Origin of the sequence: Geofilum rubicundum JCM 15548 (assembly GCF_000974365.1) — a bacterium.
Classification (GTDB): domain Bacteria; phylum Bacteroidota; class Bacteroidia; order Bacteroidales; family Marinilabiliaceae; genus Geofilum; species Geofilum rubicundum.
The window spans coordinates 21,787-45,487 of record NZ_BAZW01000015.1; the positions used below are offsets into that span (position 1 = coordinate 21,787).

General features: G+C 44.3%; 25 protein-coding genes. 10 read left to right on the forward strand and 15 right to left on the reverse strand.

The window, feature by feature from the left end; all coding sequences use genetic code 11:
• Positions 1–2: 2 nt before the first annotated feature.
• The 14 genes from JCM15548_RS08940 to JCM15548_RS09000 all read right to left on the reverse strand — a co-directional run bounded on the left by JCM15548_RS08940 (position 3) and on the right by JCM15548_RS09000 (position 12,777).
• A complete protein-coding gene (locus JCM15548_RS08940) occupies positions 3–662 on the reverse strand; it encodes a TatD family hydrolase (RefSeq protein WP_062124528.1) in 660 nt (219 codons plus the stop codon).
• A complete protein-coding gene (locus JCM15548_RS08945) occupies positions 663–4,679 on the reverse strand; it encodes an alpha-2-macroglobulin family protein (protein WP_062124530.1) in 4,017 nt (1,338 codons plus the stop codon).
• Positions 4,679–6,205 carry a hypothetical protein gene (locus JCM15548_RS23535; protein ID WP_062124532.1) on the reverse strand — a complete coding sequence of 509 codons (1,527 nt, stop codon included), beginning with the start codon at positions 6,203–6,205 and terminating at the stop codon, positions 4,679–4,681. The genes JCM15548_RS08945 and JCM15548_RS23535 overlap by 1 nt, the downstream gene beginning before the upstream one ends.
• Positions 6,206–6,300: 95 nt before the next feature.
• Entirely contained in the window at positions 6,301–6,543 is a 243-nt protein-coding gene (gene yidD / locus JCM15548_RS08955; RefSeq protein WP_062124534.1) for a membrane protein insertion efficiency factor YidD, read from the reverse strand.
• Positions 6,536–6,964, reverse strand: a complete 429-nt coding sequence (rnpA, locus tag JCM15548_RS08960) for a ribonuclease P protein component (RefSeq protein ID WP_062124536.1) — start codon at positions 6,962–6,964, stop codon at positions 6,536–6,538. The genes yidD and rnpA overlap by 8 nt, the downstream gene beginning before the upstream one ends.
• 137 nt (positions 6,965–7,101) lie before the next feature.
• A complete protein-coding gene (locus JCM15548_RS08965; protein ID WP_062124539.1) occupies positions 7,102–7,848 on the reverse strand; it encodes a uroporphyrinogen-III synthase in 747 nt (248 codons plus the stop codon).
• A gap of 45 nt (positions 7,849–7,893) precedes the next feature.
• Positions 7,894–8,265: a DUF4271 domain-containing protein gene (locus JCM15548_RS08970; RefSeq protein WP_062124540.1), complete on the reverse strand. Its 372-nt coding sequence runs from the start codon at positions 8,263–8,265 to the stop codon at positions 7,894–7,896.
• Positions 8,253–8,999 carry a hypothetical protein gene (locus tag JCM15548_RS08975; RefSeq protein ID WP_062124542.1) on the reverse strand — a complete coding sequence of 249 codons (747 nt, stop codon included), beginning with the start codon at positions 8,997–8,999 and terminating at the stop codon, positions 8,253–8,255. The genes JCM15548_RS08970 and JCM15548_RS08975 overlap by 13 nt, the downstream gene beginning before the upstream one ends.
• A 58-nt stretch (positions 9,000–9,057) precedes the next feature.
• The gene (locus JCM15548_RS08980; protein ID WP_062124543.1) at positions 9,058–9,660 is read right to left on the reverse strand and encodes an LOG family protein; all 603 of its coding nucleotides are present in this window, start codon (positions 9,658–9,660) and stop codon (positions 9,058–9,060) included.
• An 8-nt stretch (positions 9,661–9,668) separates the two neighbouring features.
• A complete protein-coding gene (locus JCM15548_RS08985) occupies positions 9,669–10,112 on the reverse strand; it encodes a DUF417 family protein (protein WP_083985062.1) in 444 nt (147 codons plus the stop codon).
• Positions 10,113–10,129: 17 nt separating this feature from the next.
• Positions 10,130–10,498, reverse strand: a complete 369-nt coding sequence (locus JCM15548_RS08990; RefSeq protein ID WP_062124547.1) for a YccF domain-containing protein — start codon at positions 10,496–10,498, stop codon at positions 10,130–10,132.
• A 127-nt stretch (positions 10,499–10,625) separates the two neighbouring features.
• On the reverse strand, positions 10,626–11,243 hold the full coding sequence (locus JCM15548_RS08995) for a deoxynucleoside kinase (RefSeq protein ID WP_062124549.1): 618 nt from the start codon (positions 11,241–11,243) through the stop codon (positions 10,626–10,628).
• Between the two features lie 11 nt (positions 11,244–11,254).
• Positions 11,255–11,758 (reverse strand): GH3 domain-containing protein, encoded by a 504-nt coding sequence (locus JCM15548_RS26590; RefSeq protein ID WP_262486965.1) that lies wholly within the window; start codon positions 11,756–11,758, stop codon positions 11,255–11,257.
• 20 nt (positions 11,759–11,778) lie between these two features.
• Positions 11,779–12,777, reverse strand: a complete 999-nt coding sequence (locus JCM15548_RS09000) for a GH3 family acyl-acid amido synthetase (protein ID WP_262486966.1) — start codon at positions 12,775–12,777, stop codon at positions 11,779–11,781.
• 210 nt (positions 12,778–12,987) lie between these two features.
• On the opposite strand from JCM15548_RS09000, the gene JCM15548_RS09005 reads away from it, so the two are divergent.
• The 5 genes from JCM15548_RS09005 to JCM15548_RS23545 all read left to right on the forward strand — a co-directional run bounded on the left by JCM15548_RS09005 (position 12,988) and on the right by JCM15548_RS23545 (position 15,310).
• A complete protein-coding gene (locus JCM15548_RS09005) occupies positions 12,988–13,179 on the forward strand; it encodes an LITAF-like zinc ribbon domain-containing protein (RefSeq protein WP_062124551.1) in 192 nt (63 codons plus the stop codon).
• Positions 13,160–13,585 (forward strand): DUF2752 domain-containing protein, encoded by a 426-nt coding sequence (locus JCM15548_RS21055; RefSeq protein ID WP_162198202.1) that lies wholly within the window; start codon positions 13,160–13,162, stop codon positions 13,583–13,585. The genes JCM15548_RS09005 and JCM15548_RS21055 overlap by 20 nt, the downstream gene beginning before the upstream one ends.
• A 134-nt stretch (positions 13,586–13,719) precedes the next feature.
• Positions 13,720–14,811: a Fic family protein gene (locus tag JCM15548_RS09010; RefSeq protein ID WP_062124618.1), complete on the forward strand. Its 1,092-nt coding sequence runs from the start codon at positions 13,720–13,722 to the stop codon at positions 14,809–14,811.
• A gap of 56 nt (positions 14,812–14,867) precedes the next feature.
• Entirely contained in the window at positions 14,868–15,065 is a 198-nt protein-coding gene (locus JCM15548_RS23540) for a hypothetical protein (protein WP_227625633.1), read from the forward strand.
• Complete coding sequence (locus JCM15548_RS23545; RefSeq protein ID WP_227625634.1) at positions 15,065–15,310, forward strand: hypothetical protein; 246 nt, start codon at positions 15,065–15,067, stop codon at positions 15,308–15,310. Before JCM15548_RS23540 ends, JCM15548_RS23545 begins: the two co-directional genes overlap by 1 nt.
• Before the next feature lie 441 nt (positions 15,311–15,751).
• Here the strand turns inward: JCM15548_RS23545 and JCM15548_RS09020 are convergent, their stop codons facing one another.
• Complete coding sequence (locus JCM15548_RS09020) at positions 15,752–16,045, reverse strand: hypothetical protein (protein WP_157482581.1); 294 nt, start codon at positions 16,043–16,045, stop codon at positions 15,752–15,754.
• A gap of 547 nt (positions 16,046–16,592) precedes the next feature.
• Between JCM15548_RS09020 and JCM15548_RS09025 the strand changes: the two genes are divergently transcribed.
• Genes JCM15548_RS09025 through JCM15548_RS09045 form a run of 5 tightly spaced genes read left to right on the forward strand, consistent with a single transcriptional unit; the run spans position 16,593 to position 23,700 of the window.
• Positions 16,593–17,477, forward strand: coding sequence for a DUF4007 family protein (locus JCM15548_RS09025; RefSeq protein WP_062124555.1), 885 nt, complete (start codon positions 16,593–16,595; stop codon positions 17,475–17,477).
• Complete coding sequence (locus JCM15548_RS09030; RefSeq protein WP_062124557.1) at positions 17,467–20,685, forward strand: hypothetical protein; 3,219 nt, start codon at positions 17,467–17,469, stop codon at positions 20,683–20,685. Before JCM15548_RS09025 ends, JCM15548_RS09030 begins: the two co-directional genes overlap by 11 nt.
• Positions 20,682–21,785 (forward strand): phosphoadenosine phosphosulfate reductase family protein, encoded by a 1,104-nt coding sequence (locus tag JCM15548_RS09035; protein WP_062124560.1) that lies wholly within the window; start codon positions 20,682–20,684, stop codon positions 21,783–21,785. The genes JCM15548_RS09030 and JCM15548_RS09035 overlap by 4 nt, the downstream gene beginning before the upstream one ends.
• A 9-nt stretch (positions 21,786–21,794) precedes the next feature.
• A complete protein-coding gene (locus tag JCM15548_RS09040) occupies positions 21,795–22,826 on the forward strand; it encodes a DUF262 domain-containing protein (RefSeq protein ID WP_062124562.1) in 1,032 nt (343 codons plus the stop codon).
• 7 nt (positions 22,827–22,833) lie between these two features.
• Positions 22,834–23,700: an SIR2 family protein gene (locus JCM15548_RS09045; RefSeq protein ID WP_062124564.1), complete on the forward strand. Its 867-nt coding sequence runs from the start codon at positions 22,834–22,836 to the stop codon at positions 23,698–23,700.
• The last annotated feature ends 1 nt before the right edge of the window (position 23,701 follow it).

A 23,701-nucleotide genomic window follows, 5' to 3' on the forward strand; every position in this document is an offset into this window, starting at 1 on the left:
CCTTATAAATTTTGACCCGCAAAGGTAGAAAGAAAATTTTGGTGTAGCTGTGCTTTGAGTTGGCTAAGCGATATCTGGCCTATATCTGCTGCCCTTTGGTAAATGCTTTGGATGGATTGCTCGCTTTCGTCCGTTTCTAAAAACCACTGGTCGGCCGCCAGCGCTTTCAGCGCGCCGGCTGCCTTGCTGTCGGCCTGCATCAGTGCTTCCCCAAAGGAGAGGAAAAAGCCCGCCTTAATCAGCTGTTCCGCCAATTGCGGATGTCCCGCAAAGCCATGAATGATCCAGGGTCGGGTAGCAGTGCCTTCCTTCCGCAAAGCCATCAACTCGTTAAAATAACCCACGCAATGAATAACTACGGGCACATTCAATTTTTCGGAAAGCTCGATGTGCTGTTTAAACAGGCTTGTCTGTTTGGCCAGATCGCCCCCCTGGAATTTATCCAGACCACATTCGCCAATGGCGGTCAGATGCTCGATGTCGCTGGCCTGATCTATTAAACGCACGCGTTCCGGCTGGTCGGCATCCCAGGGATGAACACCAAAGCTGACGTGGCTGGCCTGGAATTCTGGCCGGTCTTCACCGGCCCGGAGGTTCAGAATTTCGAGAACCTCCGGATGGTTTTGAAGATGGTGGGTATGTATGTCAATGTAAGGTAGCATCTATTCTTCACGCAGCACCCTGACCCATTGTCCGGGCTCCAAAGCACGGATGTTGTGGTCGTACATGGCTTCACAGGTAACGGCCGGCAGGAAAAACTCCCCGGCGTAAGAGGCATGGAGCAGTACCACCAGTTTTTTGGACTGTCCCCGGTTCAGGTCGAGGTACGACAGCACCCGGTCGTCCCGCACATCCCGATAATCTGGCTGATCCAATTCATGCACCTGCGCCGATGCTTCCATGCGGGTGTTGCGAATTTCCCATCCGGAAGGAAATATCTGCGTCAAGGCCAGGTTGGTGATGGTGCCGGCACCCGGGTTGCCCAGGGTGACTATGGCTTTAAAGTCGGTGCCTTGCGGCAGACTGGCTATATCAATCGGGCGGTTGTCCAGCGTCCGGTACTCCATTTGCATGGTCAGTCCCGAAGCCGACTTAAGCGACAAGCTATCCTTCAGCGGCTGGCCACCCAAAATTAATTGGGCAAATATTTCTTTGTCGGATCCATTCTCAATCAGCATTTGGCCCTTGGGCCGACTTTCCAGTTGCAAAACTTCGCGGAAGAGCGGTTTGGTAAAGCTGATTTTTTGCGCCCGCTCTTTGTTCACCTTGAATGCTGCTTTGGTGGGACCCGACCCTGATGGGCGTCCCTGGGTATAGCGACTCAGTGCCAGCAGAGAATAGGCGGTGGTCTGCGTACTCATCCACTGGTCGCTGTTCAGACTGTTGGCGAGTTGTCGCGTCAGGGGCGCCGCCTGCTCGCGCTCACCCATCAGCAGCAGCGTTTCAATCACCATGGCCAAATCGCGTGTTTCCGATCCGTAGGTAAAGGCATAGACTTGTTGGGGATTGGCCGTCGGCAGGGACTGGGCCACTTCTTTGGCCACTTCACCCATGCCTGCGTAGGCATAGGCCGCAGCCAGACGCCATTTGGCGGGATTCGACAGGTTGGGCTGTTGGCGCAAGCGGTTCATGCCACCAATTTCGGTCTCACCAGCCAGCGCCAGGGTAAAGAGGCGGTAGGCCTGCACAAAATCGCTGCCGTGGTAGCGGCCCGACCGGTCGGGCACCCAGGCCCCGGCCTTATTTTTCTGATAGCCCAACCAGGCTTGTTTGATCGACTGGGGAATGGTGTAGCCCTTCTTTTCGGCCTCCAGCATAAAGTGACCGGCATAGCTGGTTCCCCACTCGTCGGATTGGTTACCACCCGGCCAGTAGGCCAGACCGCCATCGGCGGTCTGGTACGACCGCAGTCGGTTCATCACACTCTGCACATTGGCCTGTGTCAGGCTGAGCTCCCCGACCTTCATTTCCATGATGTCGGGCATGTACAGCTGCGGAAATCCGCCCGAGGTAATTTGCTCAATGCAACCGTGGGGATATTGAAGTAAAAATTTCAACCGTCGGCCAAAATCAATGGGTGGAATGGTACTTAACTCCAGGACAGAGGAGTTGGAACCCGCCACACCAAAGAGGGCATAGTCGATGGTCTGCGAACTCTGTTTGGGAATGGTCACCGATTGAACCACGGTCATGGGCGGATTGGGATTACGAACGGGTAAATGTATGGTATTAGATCCTGATTCAGAACCTGATTGGGCGGTTACCTCAATCTTTGATACACCAATTTGGGCACCCGCTTTTAATTCAAAGTAGATCGTCTGTTCCCCTTCCTGATCGAACACCACCGTCTGCTCTTCCTGTCCGGTCGCCGTCAGCAAGTCATCCAGCGCCACTCTCACCTTCACCCGGCCCACCGCCTGGCCAGAGGCAAAGACGGTCACCGGCAAAAGCACGGTTTCATCCGGACCCAGAACCCGTGGCATGGAACTCCACACCATCAGGGGCTGCTTGATGGCCACCCGCTGTTCGGCCGACCCGTTGGCCTGGCCGCTGGTGGCGACGACCATGACGCGGACCGACCCGGTATAATTGGGAATGTCTATGTCGTGTTTGTTTTTACCCCTCTTTTTCAGATCGAAAGGCCCCATGAATTTAACCATGGGTTCAAAACGGCGTGTCTGGTTTTTGGCGTTCGCCCCGATCAAATCATCCCCGCCGCCAATGCCAAAAATGCGTTCAATGCGACCGCCGTAGGCACCCAGGACAAAATCGTAGATGTCCCAGGTCTTGCTGCCCAGTGCTTCGCGGGCATTGAAAAGGTTCCAGGCATTGGGCGTTTTAAAGTTGGTCAGGTCCAGCAAGCCATCGTCGACGATGGCCAGTGTGTAGCTCATCGACTGGTTGTTAGCTTCGCTTACCTCAACGGTTGCTTTCTGCATGGGGCGCCATTCAGTGGCCGTTTTAATTTCGGGCGATAAGATGCTGGCACTGTTGTGTACCATGACCGGAATGACCCCGTATAGGCGGATGGGCAGGTCGTTGTTCTTGCGCTGGTGCGGCTGTAAATAGCTGATATGAACGTAAATATTGGGGGTCATTTCTTCCGTTACTTCAAAAGTAAAGGAAGTGCTTTCTGCCTGGGGTTGTACCCACCAGCTGCGCAGGACGCCTGCGCCGTTTTCCAGACTGACCAGGGCTCTGCCTTCGCCCGAAGAGGGGAAGGTCACGGTGGCCGTTTGTCCCGTTTCATATTTTTCCTTATCCGTGTTGAACAGCAACATGGCGGCTACATCGGCGCCGCCGCGGCCCGGTTTCTGGGCCCAACCGGGCCAATCTACCAGAACGGTGGCGGAGGTGGCGTGACCATCCTGGCCATCTTCCACGCGGATGAGGTAGCGGCCCCATTCAGGATGCTCAATTTTGAAAGGAAGCGTGCCCTTGCCGTTGGAAGTATGGACCGTTCCCGATTGGATTTCAGTGGCGGAGCCTGAGCTCACATAGCGGGCCAAATCTTCTTCGCTGCGGTCCCACCACCAGCGCCAGTTGATTTTATAAATGGTGTATTTCAGGTTTTGGACACTCATCGCCCGTCCTGTTTCACTCACGGTAGCCAGGTCAATCTGATAGTCCTTATCCGTTATTAAATAGTTGTTTTTATCGCCCTCCGGCGTTCGGATGCCCACATAGGTTTTGTAGGGCGACATTTTCTTGTTGGTCTGCTGAATGCTGAACGATCCGCCCTCTTCATACACCCTGGAAGTAAAAGTCGCGTTGAGAAAGCCCGGCGCCCGGTAATTGGTGCCGGCCGGCATGGTAATGGTCGCCTCCCCGTTGGCATCCAGTCGGCCGTCAAAGAGCGTCCTTTCCGATGGTTCAAAGCGCCTGGCCGCATCATCGAATAGGTAGCCCGGGTACTTGTCGAATGTGGTTTTGATGGGTTTCACCGAAACGTTGAGATCGGCCTTCAAATTCGCCGCCGCTGCGCCATGCAGCCATTCCGACTTAAAGGCAATGGTGTTGCTTTGGCTGGTTGATAGTACTTCCGCGCCGAATGTCAGTTCCACGCGCAGTCGGTTGGGCTTGATGGTCTCGATGCGCAAAGGTTGCTCAAACACGGCATCGCCCAGCGATACACGCGCTTGCCAGAAACCGGTGGGCGCATCCTCCGCCGTAGCCGTGCGGAAGGTATAGATGAGGTTCTCCGGATGGCTGCTGACCATTCTTTTCACCAACTGTCCACGCGGATTAATCAGCTCAAAAGTCACCGGATGGTTGTCCGGCAGGCGCCGTTGCTTGTCCTCCGGAATAAAAGAGACAAAGATGGAATCCCCGGGGCGCCACACACCGCGCTCTCCGTACAGGTAGCCCTTGAGGCCGTCCCGAAGCGTTTGTCCCGCCACGTCGAAGCGGCTTACCGACAGGGCGTGACCTTCATCCAGTCGGAGATAGCCCCGCTGTTGGTCCTTTTTCACCACCAGTAAGAAAGGCTTGCCTTTGGAGATGTTCAGTCGGGCCATGCCCTCCGCATCGGTCTGCCCTTTGGCCAGTGATTGCAGCTGGTAATTGAGCACCTCCAACGAGGCATCGGCCATGGGGGCCGTGGTGGACAAATCCGTGATGTAGGCATGCAATGATGCACCGATACCTGATTTGGCGATGACGCCCAGGTTGGAGGCCATCAGGTTTCGGCTGACCCAGCGGGAGCGCCGGTAGTAGGCATCCGAGCAAGGGTTGTCGCGTTCTCTCCAGTTCCATTCCTCGTATTGATAGGGATATTCACTGTAGTAGTTATCGGCCTCGTCCCAGAAGTCGCCGTCGTCCATCCACTTTCTTTCCTGGGAAATGGTGCCCGTTTCTGCCTCGGCGCAGGGAAAAACCGCATCCATGCGTTCAAAGCCCAGTTCAACGCGGTAAATGGCACCCGGATCGGCTGAATCATTTTCGACAGATCCAGCGCAAAGGTATTCCACTTGTTCAGATCCACCGTGGCATCCTTTTCGAGGGAGAGGACCGATTGGTGCACCAGTCGCCCCGCCCTTTTCAGCTGGGAGCTTTCATCGAGGGTGTTGACCTGCAGGAAGTGGGGAATGTTGTTTTCGTAGATTTTGATGACCCGCACAATGACCGATTTCAGCGAAACCGCCTTGAAATGCATCAGCAGCTGGTCGGAATAAGGCAGAATATTGCCCTGACCAATGAATTCCACGGCCGGGTTGAGACTCGAAAAGTGCAGTTGAAAGCGGTGGCTGTCTCCGGTAACATCGCCCAGTACGCTGCGCAAGCCCGGCAGCAGCACCACTTCATAATCGCCATAGATGTTCTGGGAAGGATAGATTTCCAAAACATTGCCATTGACAAAATGCGAGGCCTCCGTCCCGTTGGTAAAGAGATAGAGCCCTGTGATATCGCGGGTATCGTCCAGCGGCGCACTGAAAATAAAGCGTATGGATTGTCGCGGCTGCTGTTCCGTCTCCACCGCCTGTACCGAGAAGTCGCCAATGGCCGGAATGGGAATTTCAATCACATCCTTTCCGGTGGCACCAATCACGGCACCCGAGTGGTGCAGTTCCACCTTGTAGGCGCTTTCCTGTCGACGAATCGGAGTAATTTCAAAGAGGAAGGTCTTGCCATCTGTTTGGGTCCATGCAATGGGTAAATCCTTATCGGGCGTCTCCGCCTCCAGCACGGCCTGAGCCTCTTCCAGCGTGATGTCATCCGCGACGGTCAGCCGACCGGTTATTTTGTAATTCTCAAAATCGTCCTCCCCGGCGGGTGCCAGATAGTTGGTGGTAATGCGGTAATTTTGGGGAATGGTGGCCACCTCAAAAAAGAAATCCTCCTTTTCACCGTCCAGCAATTGCTTCAAATGAAGGGTGATTTGATAGGTTGAGCCCGGATGCAGTTTCTCCTCTGGTGTAAACTGAAGCGTTTGACTATCGGTCCAGCTCCAGCTGCCCTTCACCCTGGGAGTAATAGTAGCTACAGAAGCAGGGGCCGACCGACCGGCCATGGCCGATGGCACACTGTCGGTAAACTGAACGATGAATGATCCGTTGGTAGGTATGTAGCCCGAAGTAAAGGCGGTGATGCGCGGGTGAAAACCCGAATGGGAAATTTCTGATGGTTCCGTCCGGTTGCATCCGGAAAACCAAAGCAGGGCCACAAAAATGGTCCCGACAAACAGGGGGAGGGTAATTCTAATCATGCGAAACGGGATTGATGGTTATATGGTTACGCTTGTCGCCAAGCGAGCGCTAAAGTAATAGGAATTTTGTTAATGAACAAGAAGTGGGCCCTAAATCATGGCACCGGATCATGTCCGTGGCCGCCCCAGGGATTGCAGGAGGCGATGCGCTTGATGGCCAGCCACAGGCCTTTGATGGGACCGTGTTTTTTGAGTGCTTCGATGGTGTATTGCGAGCAGGTGGGGTAGTAGCGGCAGGAGGAACCCAGCATGGGACTGATGGCGTACTGATAGAATTTCACCGGTAGCACCAGGAGAAATACCAGTGCCTGTCGCAGATAGTGAAAGAACTTATTCATGGGCTTCCTTGCTTATTGGGGTGTCTTCCGGTGCTGTTGTCAGTACTTCGGTGAGTTTGTCAATGGCCTTTAATACGCCCTTTTGAATCGAGGTGTAGGGCAGTACTTCCTTATCGAGATAAATGAGGGCAAAGATTAATTGCTTGCCCTCGGGAACGTGGGGGTAGAGGAGGTGTTTGTGAAGGCGATAGGCCTCGCGCATCTTGCGGCGGATCAGGTTGCGTTTTACGGCGCGTTTAAAGCGCTTTTTGGGTACCGAAAAGAGAATCTTGGCCGGTGCGTCGTCTACCGCATCCACCAACAGGTATTGCACCCTGGCGGGGTAAGCCATCAGGGCCTTGCCCGACTCAAAAAGCTCACCCACCTGTTTTTTCAGGCAAAGACGTTCTTTCTTTTTAAATGTGTACTGCGGTAGTGTCATGGTGTTTTTGCCGACGGTTTTATCTTTCTAAGGCTGCTTAAACAACTGCTCAAACCTACAAAAAAAACACTCCATTCGGAACAAAGGCCAAAGGAGTGTTTCTGTTTTATATCAGGGGCCTGCCCTGTGGTGTTGCTTTACTTCTTGTTGTGTTGTTTGATGAACATCTCCAATGCAGCGGTGATGGATGGTGCCTGTGGCATGGGTGCCTGAATGTCCAGGCGCAGACCGGCTTCTGTGACCGCCTTGGCGGTCGCAGGTCCAAAAGAGGCAATCACAATATCGTTCTGCTTAAAATCGGGGAAGTTCTGAAACAAGGAGGCAATACCTGAGGGACTGAAAAAGACGAGCATGTCGTAATCAATTTCTTTGATATCGCTCAAATCGCTGCTCACGGTGCGGTAGAATGTCGCCTTGGTGTATTTGACCTTCGATTTGTTCAGTAATTCCGGAATTTCTTGTTTGTGCATGTCTGACAGCGGCACCAGAAAACGTTCTTCCTTGTGTTTTTTCATGACATCCACCAGATCGGAAAACTTACCGGTTGAATGAAAAATTTTGCGCTTCCTGTAAACAATGTATTTCTGCAGGTAAAAAGCCGTGGCTTCCGAGATGCAGAAATATTTCATGTCATCGGGAATGATGGTTCGTGTTTCTTCGCTAATTCTGAAAAAGTGATCAATGGCAGTCCTGCTGGTGAATACCACAGCGGTGTGATCCAGAATGTTGATTTTTTGCTGGCGAAACTCCTTGGAGTTCACCCCTTCCACTTGAATGAATGGCCTGAAATCAATTTTGACATTGTTTTTTTCGGCCAACTCGAAGTAGGGCGACTTAAGGGTGCTTGGCTTGGGTTGTGAAACCAGAATCTTTTTAATCTTCAATGTGCATCAGTTTTAGTTCAACAAAAATCGGAACTACTCCATTTTCTATTTGAACAGTACCTTATAGAGTATAGCTAAGGGTAAAATTTCCAGAGCGCAAAGATACAAAATAATATAATAACCAGAAAGAAGATTTGAAAAATTCGCTCTGATGCCGTGCGTTAATTGTATCAAATAGAGGGCAATAAACAGTCCGATACCCGTTTTGATCAGGCCGACCTGAAGGGCCGGTTCTGAGAACGGCAAAAGCACAATGATGGGCAGCAGTATCACGGCAAAGGCTTTGCTGGTTGCCGAGGCCGAGGAAAGGTATTGATTGATGGCAGGGGAGGTGCCAAATATTTTTCCGATAATTCGGTAGGCAATGATTTTGGCCGTAAACAGCACAAACATAAAGGCCAGAATCACCGGTAGCATCGCCGCGCCTCTACACCCACAATGGGGCGCTCATAATAGGTGAGAATTTGAAAGACAAAGATGGAGCTGTTGAAATAAAAGAGGGCCCCCAGAATAAAACTGGGCGCAAAATTCGACGCATTGGCACTTCCCAGTTTTGAGGTAAAAGAAGGAAAAAAGATGGTCAGCATCACATCCTTCAAATAGCGGTACCAGTTCATACGCACCAGTCCCGTTACCAACACCATAGCCACCAGCACCGCAATGAACCAGTCCTGCTGCAGCATCGGCTTTTCCACCGGACCATCCCCCAGCACTTGTCGGGGTACACTGCTATGCGTCTCCTGCTCAGCGGTCTCCGTTACCGCCAGAGAATCCATGGCCATGCTATCCGCGGCGGCAGCGCCGCTGATGAGCAGACTGTCGCCGATCACCGAAAATTCCGAGGGAGGAACTGATCCGATGTCCACACTAAAATCCCAATTGGTATAGAGCGAGTCGCCCTGAATCAAATTCAGATCCAGCGAATCTTCATGCGACAGTTCAGGCGGTGGCGGTGGTGGCCGCCATCTGTTGGCCCTGGCGCGGGCCGCTTCCTTGGCAGAATCGGGCTGAACCAGCTCAATGCGTCGTTGGGGAATGCTCAGTTGCGTGTTGATTTGAATGGTGGAGGGCACATTGATCTGCGGCACCGCTATCGTCGATGGAACGGAATCGGTCTGCTCAGATGGTTTGCTAAAATGAAAATCCCTCATATTCGTCACGCTTTTACCGGATTGCCATGCAAAAATAGGAATTAACTGTTACACAACATCAATTTTTACCGTTGCTTTTGGGGATGGCCGCAAAATCAATCACCTCCGGTCCCCACGGCACATGATTGCGGATGGCCGCTAACACGCCCTCAGGCGTGTCCGCCACGTCCCATATACCCAAATGCTCAGGCCGCATAAAATTCTCCTCCGCCATCTTCTGCGCCATCTCAATAAGGGGGTTAAAATACCCTTTGGTGTTCAGCAGCACAATGGGATGGGGGAACTGTCCCAGCTTTTTGAGGGAAACCACCTCATACAACTCCTCCAGCGTACCACTGCCGCCGGGTAAAACCACCACGGCCGAAGTATTGGCAATCAGCAGCGCCTTGCGCTGATGCATGGTATCCACATGCACCATGTCCTTTACCCCCTTGTGCTCCCATTCCACCTCAATCATAAAACGGGGAATGATGCCCTTGATGCGGCCATCCATTTTAAGGGCCGTATCCGCCACACACCCCATCAGTCCGGTAGCACCGCCACCGTAAAGCAGTCCGTACCCTTCCGACACCAAAATCTCCGTCAACTTTTCCGCCGCCTCAAAGTAGTGGAGGGGGATGCCCGGACTGGAAGCGCAATACACCGTCACATTTTTTTCCATACAGCCTTTTATTGCGAGTCACTGAAGCACCAGGCCGCAGCACCAAACAGGATGAAATCTTTTAAGAAAGCGTGTCCCGCCCTCGACAGCTCCGGAAAACCGTAGCCGGTCTGCCACACCACGCCCGAGGTAAAAAACACCAGAATGCCGGCCAAAAAGACCACCATGGCCAGCGCGCCGCCCCAACGTGAGAGTGACGCCGACACCGGCTTCAACATAATCAACACGCCTGCCACAATCTGAATCCAGGCAATGATTTGTGAAAAAGCATAAATGGTAACGTATTTCAGCATCCACTGAAAGAGGACCGTTTGCGCCATGGTCTGTTCAATTTGCAGGGCCTCCGAATTTTTGAATTTCATGATGCCCAGCCAAATCAGAATAATGCCCAGACCATATCTGAAAAGCGACTGGCCCACCATCAGGAATATTTTCTTTAGTAACGACTTCATAGGGTTTATCGATTGGTTTAAATGATTTGTTGTCCAAAAGGCGAAAGCGCCAGACCTGCCATCCTGAAGTGCCTGCGTCCAAAGGGAATACCAATGATGGTAATCGACAACAAGATACCCCAAAAAAGATGGCTGAGCGCTATCCATATACCAAAAAACACAATCCAGATCACATTGAACAGCGTGTTGATGCACCCGCCCGGATAGGGATCAGGCACCACCCTTGAGCCAAAAGGCATTAAGGCATAGAGTCCCAGCTTCATGGCTTGCAGTCCGAAAGGTATACCAATGATCGTGAGCATCAGCAGCAAACCAGCCACAAAATATTCCAGCGCCATAATCAGTCCGCCAAAAAGCAGCCAAATGAGATTCCCCAATAAATTCATCGCTTATCTTTTAATTTGCAACATTCAACAGTTCCTTAAACAACCTACCATCGCTACGCGGGTACCGATTCTCGGTATTCCACTTCGTTACAACTTCCGCTTCGCACCGCCTCTTGACCTATTATTCTTAAAACAGTCCGTGCAATTTGGCATCCACCTTATCAAAAATGGAGCTCAGTGCCATGGGGTCCTTGATGAAATCCGTATCATCCACATTCACCGTCAGCAGGTTGCTGCCCGTGTACTTCATCATCCAGCCCTCGTAGCGCTCGTTCAGACGCTTGAGATAATCCAGTCGGATGCCCGCCTCGTAGGGGCGGCCGCGCAGTTCAATCTGCCGCACCAGCGTGGGCACCGAGGCGCGGAGGTAAATCAATAAATCCGGTGGCTGAATCAGACTGGTCATCAGCTCAAACAGCGAAAGGTAATTGTTGAAATCGCGCTCACTCATCAAGCCCATGTCGTAAAGGTTGGTGGCAAAAATGTACGCATCCTCATAGATGGTCCGGTCCTGAACCACCGTCTTGTCCGTTTGCTGCCTGATTTTCACAATCTGCGAAAAGCGGCTGTTGAGAAAGTAAACCTGCAGGTTAAACGACCAGCGCTTCATGTCCTCATAAAAATCTGCCAGATAAGGATTTTCATCCACCTCCTCGTAATGGGCCTCCCAGCCGTAGTGTTTGGCCAGTAGGCCCGACAAGGTTGTTTTTCCCGACCCGATATTCCCTGCAATGGCAATGTGCATAGTGCGTTGTCTTAGATGTGAGCTGTTTCGTTTAATTCCAGAAGCTGATCAATGTATTCCCGGTTGTTGGCCAGTCGGGGCACCTTGTTCTGGCCCCCCAGCTTCTTTTTCTTTTTGAGCCAGTCGAAAAACAGGCCCTCCCGTGCCACCACCAGTTGGGGCGTATCCAGCGTAATATCCTTGTAACGCTTGGCATCGTAATCGCTGTTGTTTTCACGGAGATTGTCGTCCATGATTTTCATGAACGCGCTGGTGTCCGCCGGCGGGTTGTCAAACTCGATGAGCCATTGGTGCGTCCCCTTGGTTTCCGCCCCCATGTAGACGGGGGCTGCGGTAAACTCCTTGATGGTAGCACCCGTCGCCTCGCAAGCCGCATCCAGCGCCTTTTCCGCATTGTCAATCATCATCTCCTCCCCAAAAGCATTGATGAAATGCTTGGTACGTCCCGAAATAATAATCTTATGCGGATAGGTAGAAATAAAGCGTACCGTATCGCCAATCTGGTAGCGCCACAAACCGCCGTTGGTGGTAATGATCAGGCATAGTCCGTATCCTTTTCCACCTCGTCCAGCAGCAGCGTTTTGGGATGTTCTTTGCCGAGTTCCGACAAGGGCATAAATTCATAGAAAACCCCGTAATCCAACATCAGCAGCAGTCCCGGCGAACTGAAATCATCCTGAATACCAAAAAAGCCCTCCGAGGCATTGTAGGTCTCCAGGTAGTGCATGTTGTCACTCGGCACCAAATCCTTGTATTGTTGACGGTAAGGCGTAAAACTCACCCCGCCGTGAATAAACAGTTCCAGGTTGGGCCATATCTCCGTCAGGTTTTTCTTGCCCGTGTGCTTCAGTACATTCTTCAGCAGCACCATGAACCAGGAAGGCACCCCCGCCAGCGCCGTCACATTTTCTTTGATGGTCGTTTCCGTGATCAGCTTCATCTTCTTTTCCCACTCATCAATCAGCGCAATTTCCCGGTCCGGCGTGCGCACAAAGTTGGTCCAGAAAGGCAGGTTTTCAATGAGGATGGCCGACAAGTCGCCGTACAGCGAATTGTCACTGAAATTATTGATCTGGTGACTGCCGCCCAGGGTGAGGGTCTTGCCCGACATGAGTTGATTTTCCGGGTTCAGCTGGTTGTAAATCACCAGCGTATCCTTACCCCCCTGATAGTGACAGTCGTCCAGCGAATCCTTAGAAATAGGAATGAACTTACTGCGCGAAGAAGTCGTTCCCGAGCTTTTCGCGAACCACTTGATTTCACCCGGCCAAAGCAGGTTTTTTTCACCCTGACGCAAGCGGATAATGTGCGGCATAATGCCATCGTAATCGCACACCGGAACCCGCTCCCGAAAAGTGTCCACCGACTTGATCGAAGCAAAGTCATGCTCCTTCCCAAAAGTCGTGTCCGCCGCCTTACTGATGAGCATCTTAAACTGCTCATTCTGCATTTCTCCCGGCTGCGACCGCATCTTCTCTATCTGACTGATGCGCTTCGAATTAATGAAGGCAAAAATATCGTTAAATATGGGCATATAAGTCAACTTTTTTTTGTTAGCACCAAAGATAAACAATTTTGTATTTTTAAGATAACGTTCATTTGCCAGTTAGGGTTTAAATGTTGTTATACTTTGGTAGACTGGTTATAAATAGCGGAAGTGAGTAACTGAACAATTGTATATTTTTTTATATTTGGTCGAATAACTCAATTTCAGCTATCAGTCATCAACCCTAAAACAAAAACCATGGCATTTAAATGTCCCTATTGCGAGCATGAAGGCATGCCCTTTATTGAAAAGAAAATTTCCAGTACCGGCTGGGTTCTCTTTGTAGTTCTGTTTTTATTCTGCCTGCCCCTTTGCTGGATTCCGTTTGTAACAGACGGCACCAAGGAAGAAATCAGGAGATGTGTACGCTGTGGCAGTCGCATTTGGTAATCGCTTCGTTATAGAAAGGGACCACAGGCTGACGCTATTTGGCTACCTACTGTATTCCGCCATCTTCCTTACCTGCACGGTTACCCTTTTTTATCCACTTTTTGATGTCTTGTTTCAGGGCCAACTCCAATGTCTTTTCCAAACCCTGACCGGTCATCCCTGTCCCACCTGTGGCTATTCCCGAGCCCTGAGCTCCGCCTCACAAGGCCATTGGTCACAAGCCTTTTTATACAATCCGCTCTGGATGCTTTTCATGCTCTACCTGGCAGCACTTTCCACCCTATCCATCAAAGCCTTATGGCAGTCCAAAAGCTTTGCCATCAAAGCCGTTTGGATCAAATTATTTGTCGGGGCCCTGCTCGTTAACTGGGTAGTGAAGTTGGTGATTGGGGGCGGGTATTATTAGGGTGTTGGTCACCATTAACCTAAAGTGCTTTCTATGATTCATAAGGTCATTAAGTGATTGCGGTGAAAAAAGGAATTATTCACCGCAAATTTGCGGCGAATAGTTTGTATATTTACCGCATAAACGATCGAGCAATGGCAAAATACATTTATGAACATACAAGCTGGTCCCATTTTACCTGGAATGATAAAGCTATAAATGGATTGTTTGGGGAAGTCCGGTTAATGCAAGGAAAAATTATCGGTCAAATGAATGCTTTGGGCTTTTCGGCCAAAGAAGAAGCCACGCTTACTGCACTTACCTTAGATGTCGTAAAATCTTCAGAGATTGAAGGTGAATTACTCAACTACGACCAAGTGCGTTCGTCCATAGCAAGACGTTTAGGCATAAATACAGCCGGGCTTGTACCAAGTAGCCGCCACATAGAAGGCATCGTAGAAATGATGCTCGATGCTACCCAACGCCACAACCTGGCTTTAACAGAAAAACGTTTGTTTGGTTGGCATGCTGCACTTTTCCCTACCGGATACAGTGGACCCTACGAAATTGAAACAGGCCAATACCGTACAAGCGAGATGCAAGTAGTATCAGGTGCCATGGGCAAAGAAAAAGTCCATTTTGAAACTGTTAGCGTTAAACGCGTTAAATCGGAAATGGATCAATTTCTGGATTGGTTCAACAATAATGATGAACTGGACCCTGTTTTAAAGGCCGCCATAGCCCACTTTTGGTTCATCATCATACACCCTTTTGATGACGGAAATGGCCGAATAGGAAGAGCCTTGACAGATATGTTATTGGCTCGTTCCGAAGGTAGCGGTGAACGTTTTTACAGCATGTCGAGCCAAATTTTAGTAGAACGCAAGCAGTACTACAAAATACTACAAAAGGTGCAGCACAGCACTGGCGACATAACCGAATGGATCGAATGGTTTTTACATTGCTTAAAAAACGCCATGCTGGCCACCGAAAACACAACACAAAAAATATTGCGCAAAGCAGAATTTTGGAAACTACACGAGCACACCTCCATAAATGAACGCCAGCGCTTAATGCTCAACAAACTTTTTGAAGGCTTTAAAGGCAAATTACAAACCTCCAAATGGGCCAAAATCACTAAAACCTCTACTGACACCGCATTGCGGGATATAAAGGATTTGGTAGAAAGAGGTATCTTGCAAAAGACAGAGGAAGGTGGACGAAATGCCAATTATGAATTGGTTTAGGTAATTATCGTAAGCACTGACTTCACCAATAGTAAAACGCTGAAACCAACCAGTAAATGAAAAAATCGACAGTAGCAGAAATCAAAGAAAGGTTTGACAAGGATGTCGAGCGATTTTCAAATCTCGAAACAGGGCAAGTCGCCACCATAGACGCCAAAATTTCATTGGAACTCACCACGGAGGCCGCAAAAAGAATCGTTCCTAAGGCCACCAATTTATTGGATGTTGGTTGCTCAAATCCGGCGGATGTTTGATGATTTCCGACTTAATCACACAAGACACAGAATTACTCAACAACTATACCTGGGAAAGGTATGGAGACTATTTAGAGGGCCTGAATGGTAAGGAATACCGCCAAAAAGTTTTAGATTACATAGCCAAAGAAGACTCCCCAAGATCCATGAATTATCAATTGGACCTCATGAAACAAGTGGAATTTAGCAAGGTAGAAATTTTGCACAAGAACATGTGCTTTGGAGCGTTTGGGGGGATAAAGTAGAGGGGGTAGGTTTTTGGACATTTGTGCAGATTGAAAATATTGTGCCCTTAAGTCCGACTCGTAAGGATTAGCAAAGCACTGGCCAGCACACAAGCAATTTTTATGCGTCAATGTCGGTATCATTTGGCAGGTCGTTATGGTCCCTCGTTTGGATGGTGAAAAGTCAGCAATTTGAATCCCAGAAAACGGCTTGACCTGGCAGCCTTTTTACCACAGAATTTGAAAAAATCCAATAGTTGCCAGAGTTTCTCAGAAACCTTAAACTAATTCCGAATAATTCTAAGAGATTCCACTACAACCTGGAAAATTGGACCTCTCAGGACGGTATCCCCATCGAGGAAAAATTCCTTACCTGCTTTATACGTGGCTGGCTTAATGTTTACATGTAAATCGTTATCTTATTTGTTTACAACGAATTAAAACGACAAATAGAAGTCAAATTCAGATGCTCTTTTCGTTTTTCCAATCCCAAGTTGACACGAAAAAATCATAGCCTGCATTTACCTGGAATACATATTTAATGTCAGATATTTGTGATTCATTTTGCGCAGCAGCAAGTTCTGCTTTTATTGAAGATCTTACACCCCAGAAAGTAACCGTATCTTTATAAAGCACAATCCATACATTCGAAAACCCATCCAGTTTAGTCCATTTACGTCTTTTCAAAAATTCATTGAATATTTCAAGTTTCTTACTTGAACAATCAGAAACCTCAATTGTAACTAAAGCATGCATTCCCATTTTGTTTTGTTGATCCTTTCTATTTTTACAAAATTAACTTTTTCATAAGATTGTTAAAAATCATAGCCATCTTAAAATGCCATTTTGACGGCGAAATGAATCAAATAGAATATGTTTTATCAGCTTAACAATTGACTAGATAAGGTACATACAGACTAATTGGTACAATTAATATGTCCTCACTCTTGTAATGGATATTTTGGTTTGATTAGGACATTTGGGAATACTATTTTTAATGTATCAAGGATATCTTTCTTTTATCTGATTATTGGGTAGGCTTCTTTTTTTTAATATTTTTTCAAAAAAATTAATTATAGAAGTAAAATTTAGGAATTTTTACCTAAAAGACTTTGATGTTTGTGTTGTTCGATTGGAAAGTACTTTGCTTAGGATTGCATCAAGAGCAATTCCTGCGATAGCTAAAGTCCAAATTTTCAATATGATTAAATGAGGTCTTGGTAGAAAAGCCATTTTAGAGGGTTCAAATCAGCTAATAATTGATTACTTTGTACCATAAAATAATTCAATTTTACTCGAGAATATGACATTAGAACAAGCTTTAATAACAAGGTACTCTTTTTCTGGACACGATACTTTCCATTGCAGGCAATTGTGGATTAAAAAAGGGTTTGATTTTGTGCAGGAAGGGAAAAGCTTCAATGACGAAGATGCTGTTATAAAACTTGGTGTCGGAAAAAATATGGTTTCATCCATACGTTTTTGGCTAAAAGCTTTCTCTATTATTGATAATAAAGATATACCTACTGAATTTGGCAAGAGACTATTTGATAATGGAACTGGTTATGATCCTTTTTTGGAAGATGAGGCTAGCATATGGCTTTTGCATTACCAGCTTGTAAAAAGCGGGTTTTCTTCAATTTACAGTATTGTTTTCAATGAATTTAGAAAGGAAAAACTATTCTTCGACAAAGATTCTTTTGTAAATTACATTAAGAGAATTGGGGAAATAAATCCTGCTTTGAATTTTAATGAAAATACTGTTGGGAAAGATTTTGACGTTTTTGTAAACCTATACAAGAACGACACTGAAAGTAAAGATGTTGAAGATAGTTTTTCGGGGATTCTTTCTGAAATAGATCTTCTAAAAGCAACTGGAAAAGGAGTAGGCAAACAATTTTTTATAGAAAATAATGAAAGAGATAATCTTTCAGAAGCTGTTGTGCTTTTTTCTATTTTGGATAACCTAAATTACGGGAACTCTATTAGTCTAAACTCTTTAGAGTTTGACTTTAATAGTCCGGGGTCTATTTTTGCTTTAAATCGCTCAGGATTGGTGAATAAAATAATGGAAATGATTAGTGTAAATAAAGATATTACCTTTACTGATCAGGCAGGAATAAAGGAACTTCAGTTCAAGAATAAACCTAGTGCGTACTCAGTTTTAGATAATTATTATGGCAAATAACTTCACAACATCGGTTAATATTATCAGAGATACTGATCGGGATTTTGATTATATTCCGACACCCAATGCAAGGCAGGTGGTTAGCCAAATCGTTAATGACTTTAAAAAGGGGATTCGTTCATTCAATGTTGTCGGTACATATGGCACCGGGAAATCGTCCTTTTTATGGGCATTTGAAAAAAGTGTACAAGGTAGCAAGCGATATTTTGATCCAAATTTTATTGGTGGTGCAAGCTTTGAGTTTATAAAGATTATTGGTTCTTATTCATCAATTATTGAACAGTTTGCAAACACCTTTGATGTGCAAACTAAGAAGGACTTACAGGAGAATATTCTTTCTGAAATATTTAATGCATACTATTCTATAGATAATGAGAACAAAGTTTTATTTGTTTTAATTGATGAATTTGGAAAATTTTTAGAATATGCAAGTAAACACAATCCTGAAAATGAATTGTATTTCATTCAACAACTTGCGGAGTTTTGTAATAACCCTAAACACAATGTTGTTTTAATTACAACGGTTCATCAAAGTATAGAATCCTATGCCTATTCACTTAGTATAACTCAAAAACAAGAGTGGACAAAAGTTAAGGGACGTTTTAGAGAGATAACTTTTAATGAACCTGTTGAACAGTTGCTGTTTTTAGCTTCGGAATATGTTGCTGAACATTTTGATAGCAAAAGGTCAAATACAGCAATTAAAAAGTGTTTAAAGCTAACAACTGAAGCAAAAGCCTTCAACTTCAACAAAGAATTCTTAAATGAGATAGCTTCAAACCTTTATCCTCTTGATATGCTTTCGGCCAACATTCTTACTCTTTCTTTACAGAGATATGGCCAAAATGAGCGGTCTTTATTTTCATTTCTCGAATCAACTGACCATACTGGGTTGATGAGATATGATCGACAGGAGAACCCTTTTTATAATTTGTCAAATGTTTACGATTATCTCAATTTCAACTTCTATTCATTTTTAACTTCAAAGTATAATCCTGACTTCTCATTTTGGAGCTCTATTCGTTCATCGATTGAGGAAGTGGAAAGAACGTTTGATTCGTCAATCAATAGTTATGTTAAGACAGTTAAAACCATTGGACTGTTAAATGTTTTTGCAGCTAGTGGTTCGATATTGGACTTAAACTTTTTAATTGATTATTTGAAAATGGCTTGTGGCATTCCGGATGCTAAAATTTTAATAAAAAACCTTGAAGCTAAGAATATTATCCGGTATCGTTCTCATTCGAAGAGGTTTATTCTTTTTGAAGGGACGGATTTAGATATTCAAACAGCCTTAATTGAAGCAGGCAATAGAATATCAGAGGTTGTTGATATAACAACTCTTTTGAATAAGCATATTCGATTTAGTCCTGTTTTTGCCAAACAATATTCCTTTGCTAAAGGAACGCCAAGGTATTTTGAGTTTGTAATTTCAGATTACCCTACCGATAGAAAAATTGAGGGAGAGATTGATGGTTCTGTCATTCTTGTTTTCAATGGAAAGCTGAAAGAAAGTGATATCATAAATAAATCAAAAAAACAAGAAGAAGCAATCATTTATTGCTTCTTTAAAAATTCAGACGAGATAAAGAACTTATTGTTTGAGATTGAAAAAATTGAAAAAGTCATCCAAGAAAACCACGAGGATAAGGTTGCAAAAAGAGAGCTTGAAAATATCGTGGAATCTCAAATAAGGCTTTTAAATCACTACATAACTGATAGTATTTATACAGGAAGTAAGGAGGTGAAATGGTTTTTTAAAGGTAAAGAAAAGCAGATTGCTAATAAGAAGGACTTCAACAAATTACTCTCTCAGGTGTGTAGCACTGTATATGATTCAACTCCTGTGTTCAAAAATGAATTGGTGAACAAACATAAAATTTCATCGTCCATTCATTCAGCAAAAAGAAATTATTTCAAAGCTTTAGCCAATAATTGGGACAAGGATAATTTGGGTTTCGAAGATTCTAGATTCCCGCCTGAAAAGACCATTTACCTTTCACTGTTAAAAGAGAATGGGATATCTCCCATAAGGGAAAACACCACTGGAGTTATTTCAATTGATGAAAATTCGTCCTTCAATAAGCTTTGGAATGCATCAGTGGATTTTTTGGATAGTGCAAAATCAGAACAGCTTAGGATATCTGAGTTGGCCGATCTACTTAGTAAGAGGCCCTTTAAACTAAAGCAAGGGTTGATTGATTTTTGGATTCCAACATTCTTGTTTTTGAAGCGAGACGATTTTGCCATATTCAACGATGAAAGCTATATCCCGTATTTATCAGAAGAAAATTTGGAATTGATTGCCAAATATCCGGATAAGTATTCCATTAAGACATTTGACATAGAAGGTGTAAAATTAGATATTTTCAATAGCTACCGGACTTTTTTGAATCAATCCACAGAGCAAAAGTTTGACAATAAATCTTTCATTGAGACAATTAAACCATTTTTAGTCTTTTACAAACAATTACCTAGTTATGCAAAAAACACTAAGAGACTTTCTCCTTCAGCGCTAAGGATTCGCCAAGCTATTTCCACAAGTAAAGATCCGGAAGAAACGTTCTTTGAGGCTTTTCCAAATGCTTTGGGGATTTCGTTATCAGCTTTACAAAACGATAAATCGAAACTTCAAAGTTATACAACTAACCTTCAAGATGCCGTAAGGGAGTTAAGAACTGCATATGATGAACTTTTGAAGCGATTTGAAGATTTTATTTGTAATGAATTTATTGGGAAATCGGTTGATTTTGAAGATTATAAGGAATACTTGCAAAAGCGATTTTCGAAATTAAAGAAACATATGCTTTTGAGCAATCAAAAAAGTTTTATTCAGCGATTGGATTCTCCGCTAGATGATAAAAAAGCTTGGTTAAACTCAATAGGACAAGCCATAACAGGTAAAACACTAGAGATGTTTTCCGACGAAGATGAAATTTTATTATACGAGAGGTTTAAATCAATGATTCTGGAGTTAGACAGTTTAACTAAAATATCAAAGGCGGATGTTGATGAAAATCAAGAAGATGTGATCGGGGTAAAAATAGATTCTTTTTTTAGTAAAATTGATCCAAAAGTGGTTAGAATTCCAAAGAATAAGAGCAAAGAAATAGATCTATTAAAAACAGAATTAAGGAATAAATTAGGCAAAGACAATACCTCGAACATTGCAGCCGTATTAAACCTATTAAAAGAATTATTACAATGAGCAAAGTTAGACACGTATTGGGTATATCAGGAGGAAAGGACAGTGCAGCCTTAGCTATTTATGTAAAGACAAAATATCCTTCAATTGATATGGACTTTTATTCTTGTGACACAGGAAAGGAATTAGAAGAAACCTACCAGTTGATTCGCAATCTTGAAGTTTATCTAGGGGTGAAAATCAATCTTTTACAGGGTGCAGAAAATAGTTCAGAAGATCCTTTTGATCATTTTTTGAAAATGTATGGAGGATTCCTGCCTTCCTCAACTGCACGGTGGTGCACGAAAAAGTTAAAACTTGAGCCCTTTGAAAACTATGTTGGCACAGACCCGGTAATTTCATATGTAGGGATTCGAGGAGATGAAGAAAGGGAGGGGTACATTTCTACTAAGAAAAACATTCAGTCTATATTTCCATTTCGTAAGAATATTTGGAGTCAAGATGTTGTATCAAAATTGTTGTCAAATCAAAATTTAGAGCAACTTTTGAACATTTCTCAGAATGTCGATTTTGGCAAGAATCAGGAAAAAGTCATACAAACCCTATCCCGCAAGATTGAACCAAGTTTTACACTTTATCAAAAACTCAACACTTTGCTTGATGCAAATGTGAAGGCGTTCAATCACTTGGTTTTTGATTTTTTGAAAACTACTGACTATCCTTTAGCAACAGAAGAATCATTTCCGCTTTTGGATAATGATGAGGTGTTGGTGAGAGACGATGTTTTTAGAATTTTAGAGGAAAGTGGTGTTGGTGTTCCCGCATATTACAACAAGGTTGATTTTGAAATCAATGGAAAAAAGGGGCAATATGCAAGAAGCCGGTCTGGCTGTTTTTTCTGTTTCTATCAGCAAAAAATTGAGTGGGTATGGTTGTATGAACAACATCCAGAATTATACAAGAAAGCTATGGAATATGAGAAAGACGGCTACACATGGGGCCAGGGTGAAAGTTTAGAAGAACTAATCCAGCCCAAAAGAATGGCCGCCATCAAAGAAGACTATATAAAAAGAATGGAAAGAAAATCAAAAGTAAAATCACCTTACCTATTGGATATCCTAGATGATGCTGAGGGCGAAGGTTGTGCTTCATGTTTTGTTTAAATTATCAAGATGAAAGTTAAAATAACTACTTGGAAAGTTTCTACCCTTTATAAATTAAAGGATAAAATTAATGAACAGCCGACATATCAAAGAGGTGAGGTCTGGAATAATCGTAAAAAAAGTATTCTTATTGATTCCATGTTACGCGGAATAGATATTCCAAAAATATACTTAAGGAAATTAAATACAAATGCACATGAATATGAAGTAGCGGATGGCCAACAGAGGTTAACAGCTATATTTAAGTTTATTGAAAATAAATTTTCACTTCTCAATGAAGAAGAAAAAGGATTAGACCTTAATAAAATTGATGGTAAAAATGTTGGTGGTTTGAAATTTGAAAAACTTCCTGTTGATTTTAAAAAGTGCTTAAATAATTATGAAGTAACAATTGCAATAATTGAAGGTGCAACCCATCATGAAATAAGAACTTTGTTCGGTAGGTTACAAGAAGGTGATCCATTAGTACCTGCAGAAAAAAGGAATGCTATAATAAGTAATATAGGGCATCTGATTGATAACTATGCGCTAAATCATTCCTTCTTTATAAGTTCTCGGATTCCCGCAAACCGATACAAAAGGCAAGATTTCATGAGTCATGCTCTTGCATTGATTTCTTACAATAATAAAGAACCACTAAAAGCAAAATTATTGTTGAAAATGTATCTAGACAAATCGTTAACAATATCACAGGCATTACAGAAAAGTATTGCAGTTGTGCTAGATAAAATGATGGAAATAGACCAACTTAGCACAGTTCGTATTTACAAAAAATATCACTTTATTGATATGTTCAATTTTTTGTTTAATAATTTGGATGTTATTGAGACTATTAACTCATCCAAAAGTGCAAATGTTTTTGACGATTTTGAGCACAAAAGATTATCAAATTATTCTAAACCTGAAGTACTCATTGAGAACAAGAAACCTTCACAATACGAAAGAGATTTATATGATTACATTATAGCCTTTCGATATAATGGTGCTGATCCAGAAAGTATAAATGTTCGTCTCCGTGTTTTCAATAATTTATTTAAATAATGAAATCATGACAAACGATAATGTGCCAAAGGAGCTAATAGAGAATTTTAAAAATAACCAAGGCGTGTTTTTTATCGGGGCTGGATTGTCAATAGCAGCCGGATATCCAACTTGGGATGGTCTTATAGGTGAACTTATAGCTGAAGCTGAAAAGGTGACTTGGATACCAAGAGAAAAAACTGACGAGTATAAAAAACTAGTTGGCGATAGTTCTAAATTTCTCTTTCTCGCAGAAGAATTAAGAGTAGAGCTTGGTAGTCACTTTACAAAATATATGGAGAATAGGTTTCAATTTACTTCCCATAAGCATACACAAAATCATGAATTAATTGTAAAAACTGCGAGTAGTTTAGTAGTTACAATAAATTATGACGATTTAATTGAACAAGCATACAATTCAGTCTATAAATCATACCCAAACGCTTTTATATACTCCCAGTCAAGAGAGGCAGCCAATAATTTCTGGAAGAACAGGTTTTTCATTCTCAAAGCGCATGGTGATGCTAAAAGAGATATCGATACTTTGATTTTATCTCAAAAGGATTATCGAAAAACACTTTATAGAGAGCCAGGTTATAGGAGTTTGCTTCAATCAATATTTACAACCAAGTCCATATTTTTTGTTGGAGTATCACTAAATGATCCAGAGTTTAATCAATTACTTGACTTTCTTCATGACTCTTATCATGGCGGCGGTCCCACGCACTTTCTTCTTATAGAAAAGCAAAAAAACATGGAAACTCTTTCTAGAAGATATTTTGATGATTTTAATATTCAAACTATAACATATGATAATTCAAGAGGTGATTACTCTGAGTTAACCAAGGTTTTAGAATTTTTACATCTCAGCGCACCACGAAAAGAATCAATATAAC

Coding starts and splice junctions, on each gene's coding strand:
- JCM15548_RS08985 (WP_083985062.1), bottom strand. CDS start 10,112: ATGAAGTCGTTACTAAAGAAAATATTCCTGATGGTGGGCCAGTCGCTT.
- rnpA (WP_062124536.1), bottom strand. CDS start 6,964: ATGACACTACCGCAGTACACATTTAAAAAGAAAGAACGTCTTTGCCTG.
- JCM15548_RS09010 (WP_062124618.1), top strand. CDS start 13,720: ATGGCAAAATACATTTATGAACATACAAGCTGGTCCCATTTTACCTGG.
- JCM15548_RS09020 (WP_157482581.1), bottom strand. CDS start 16,045: ATGCATGCTTTAGTTACAATTGAGGTTTCTGATTGTTCAAGTAAGAAA.
- JCM15548_RS09035 (WP_062124560.1), top strand. CDS start 20,682: ATGAGCAAAGTTAGACACGTATTGGGTATATCAGGAGGAAAGGACAGT.
- JCM15548_RS09025 (WP_062124555.1), top strand. CDS start 16,593: ATGACATTAGAACAAGCTTTAATAACAAGGTACTCTTTTTCTGGACAC.
- JCM15548_RS08980 (WP_062124543.1), bottom strand. CDS start 9,660: ATGGAAAAAAATGTGACGGTGTATTGCGCTTCCAGTCCGGGCATCCCC.
- yidD (WP_062124534.1), bottom strand. CDS start 6,543: ATGAATAAGTTCTTTCACTATCTGCGACAGGCACTGGTATTTCTCCTG.
- JCM15548_RS09030 (WP_062124557.1), top strand. CDS start 17,467: ATGGCAAATAACTTCACAACATCGGTTAATATTATCAGAGATACTGAT.
- JCM15548_RS09040 (WP_062124562.1), top strand. CDS start 21,795: ATGAAAGTTAAAATAACTACTTGGAAAGTTTCTACCCTTTATAAATTA.
- JCM15548_RS08940 (WP_062124528.1), bottom strand. CDS start 662: ATGCTACCTTACATTGACATACATACCCACCATCTTCAAAACCATCCG.
- JCM15548_RS08970 (WP_062124540.1), bottom strand. CDS start 8,265: ATGCTACCGGTGATTCTGGCCTTTATGTTTGTGCTGTTTACGGCCAAA.
- JCM15548_RS08975 (WP_062124542.1), bottom strand. CDS start 8,999: ATGAGGGATTTTCATTTTAGCAAACCATCTGAGCAGACCGATTCCGTT.
- JCM15548_RS23540 (WP_227625633.1), top strand. CDS start 14,868: ATGAAAAAATCGACAGTAGCAGAAATCAAAGAAAGGTTTGACAAGGAT.
- JCM15548_RS23545 (WP_227625634.1), top strand. CDS start 15,065: ATGATTTCCGACTTAATCACACAAGACACAGAATTACTCAACAACTAT.
- JCM15548_RS23535 (WP_062124532.1), bottom strand. CDS start 6,205: ATGATTAGAATTACCCTCCCCCTGTTTGTCGGGACCATTTTTGTGGCC.
- JCM15548_RS09000 (WP_262486966.1), bottom strand. CDS start 12,777: ATGCCCATATTTAACGATATTTTTGCCTTCATTAATTCGAAGCGCATC.
- JCM15548_RS08990 (WP_062124547.1), bottom strand. CDS start 10,498: ATGAATTTATTGGGGAATCTCATTTGGCTGCTTTTTGGCGGACTGATT.
- JCM15548_RS09045 (WP_062124564.1), top strand. CDS start 22,834: ATGACAAACGATAATGTGCCAAAGGAGCTAATAGAGAATTTTAAAAAT.
- JCM15548_RS08995 (WP_062124549.1), bottom strand. CDS start 11,243: ATGCACATTGCCATTGCAGGGAATATCGGGTCGGGAAAAACAACCTTG.
- JCM15548_RS08945 (WP_062124530.1), bottom strand. CDS start 4,679: ATGGCCTCCAACCTGGGCGTCATCGCCAAATCAGGTATCGGTGCATCA.
- JCM15548_RS09005 (WP_062124551.1), top strand. CDS start 12,988: ATGGCATTTAAATGTCCCTATTGCGAGCATGAAGGCATGCCCTTTATT.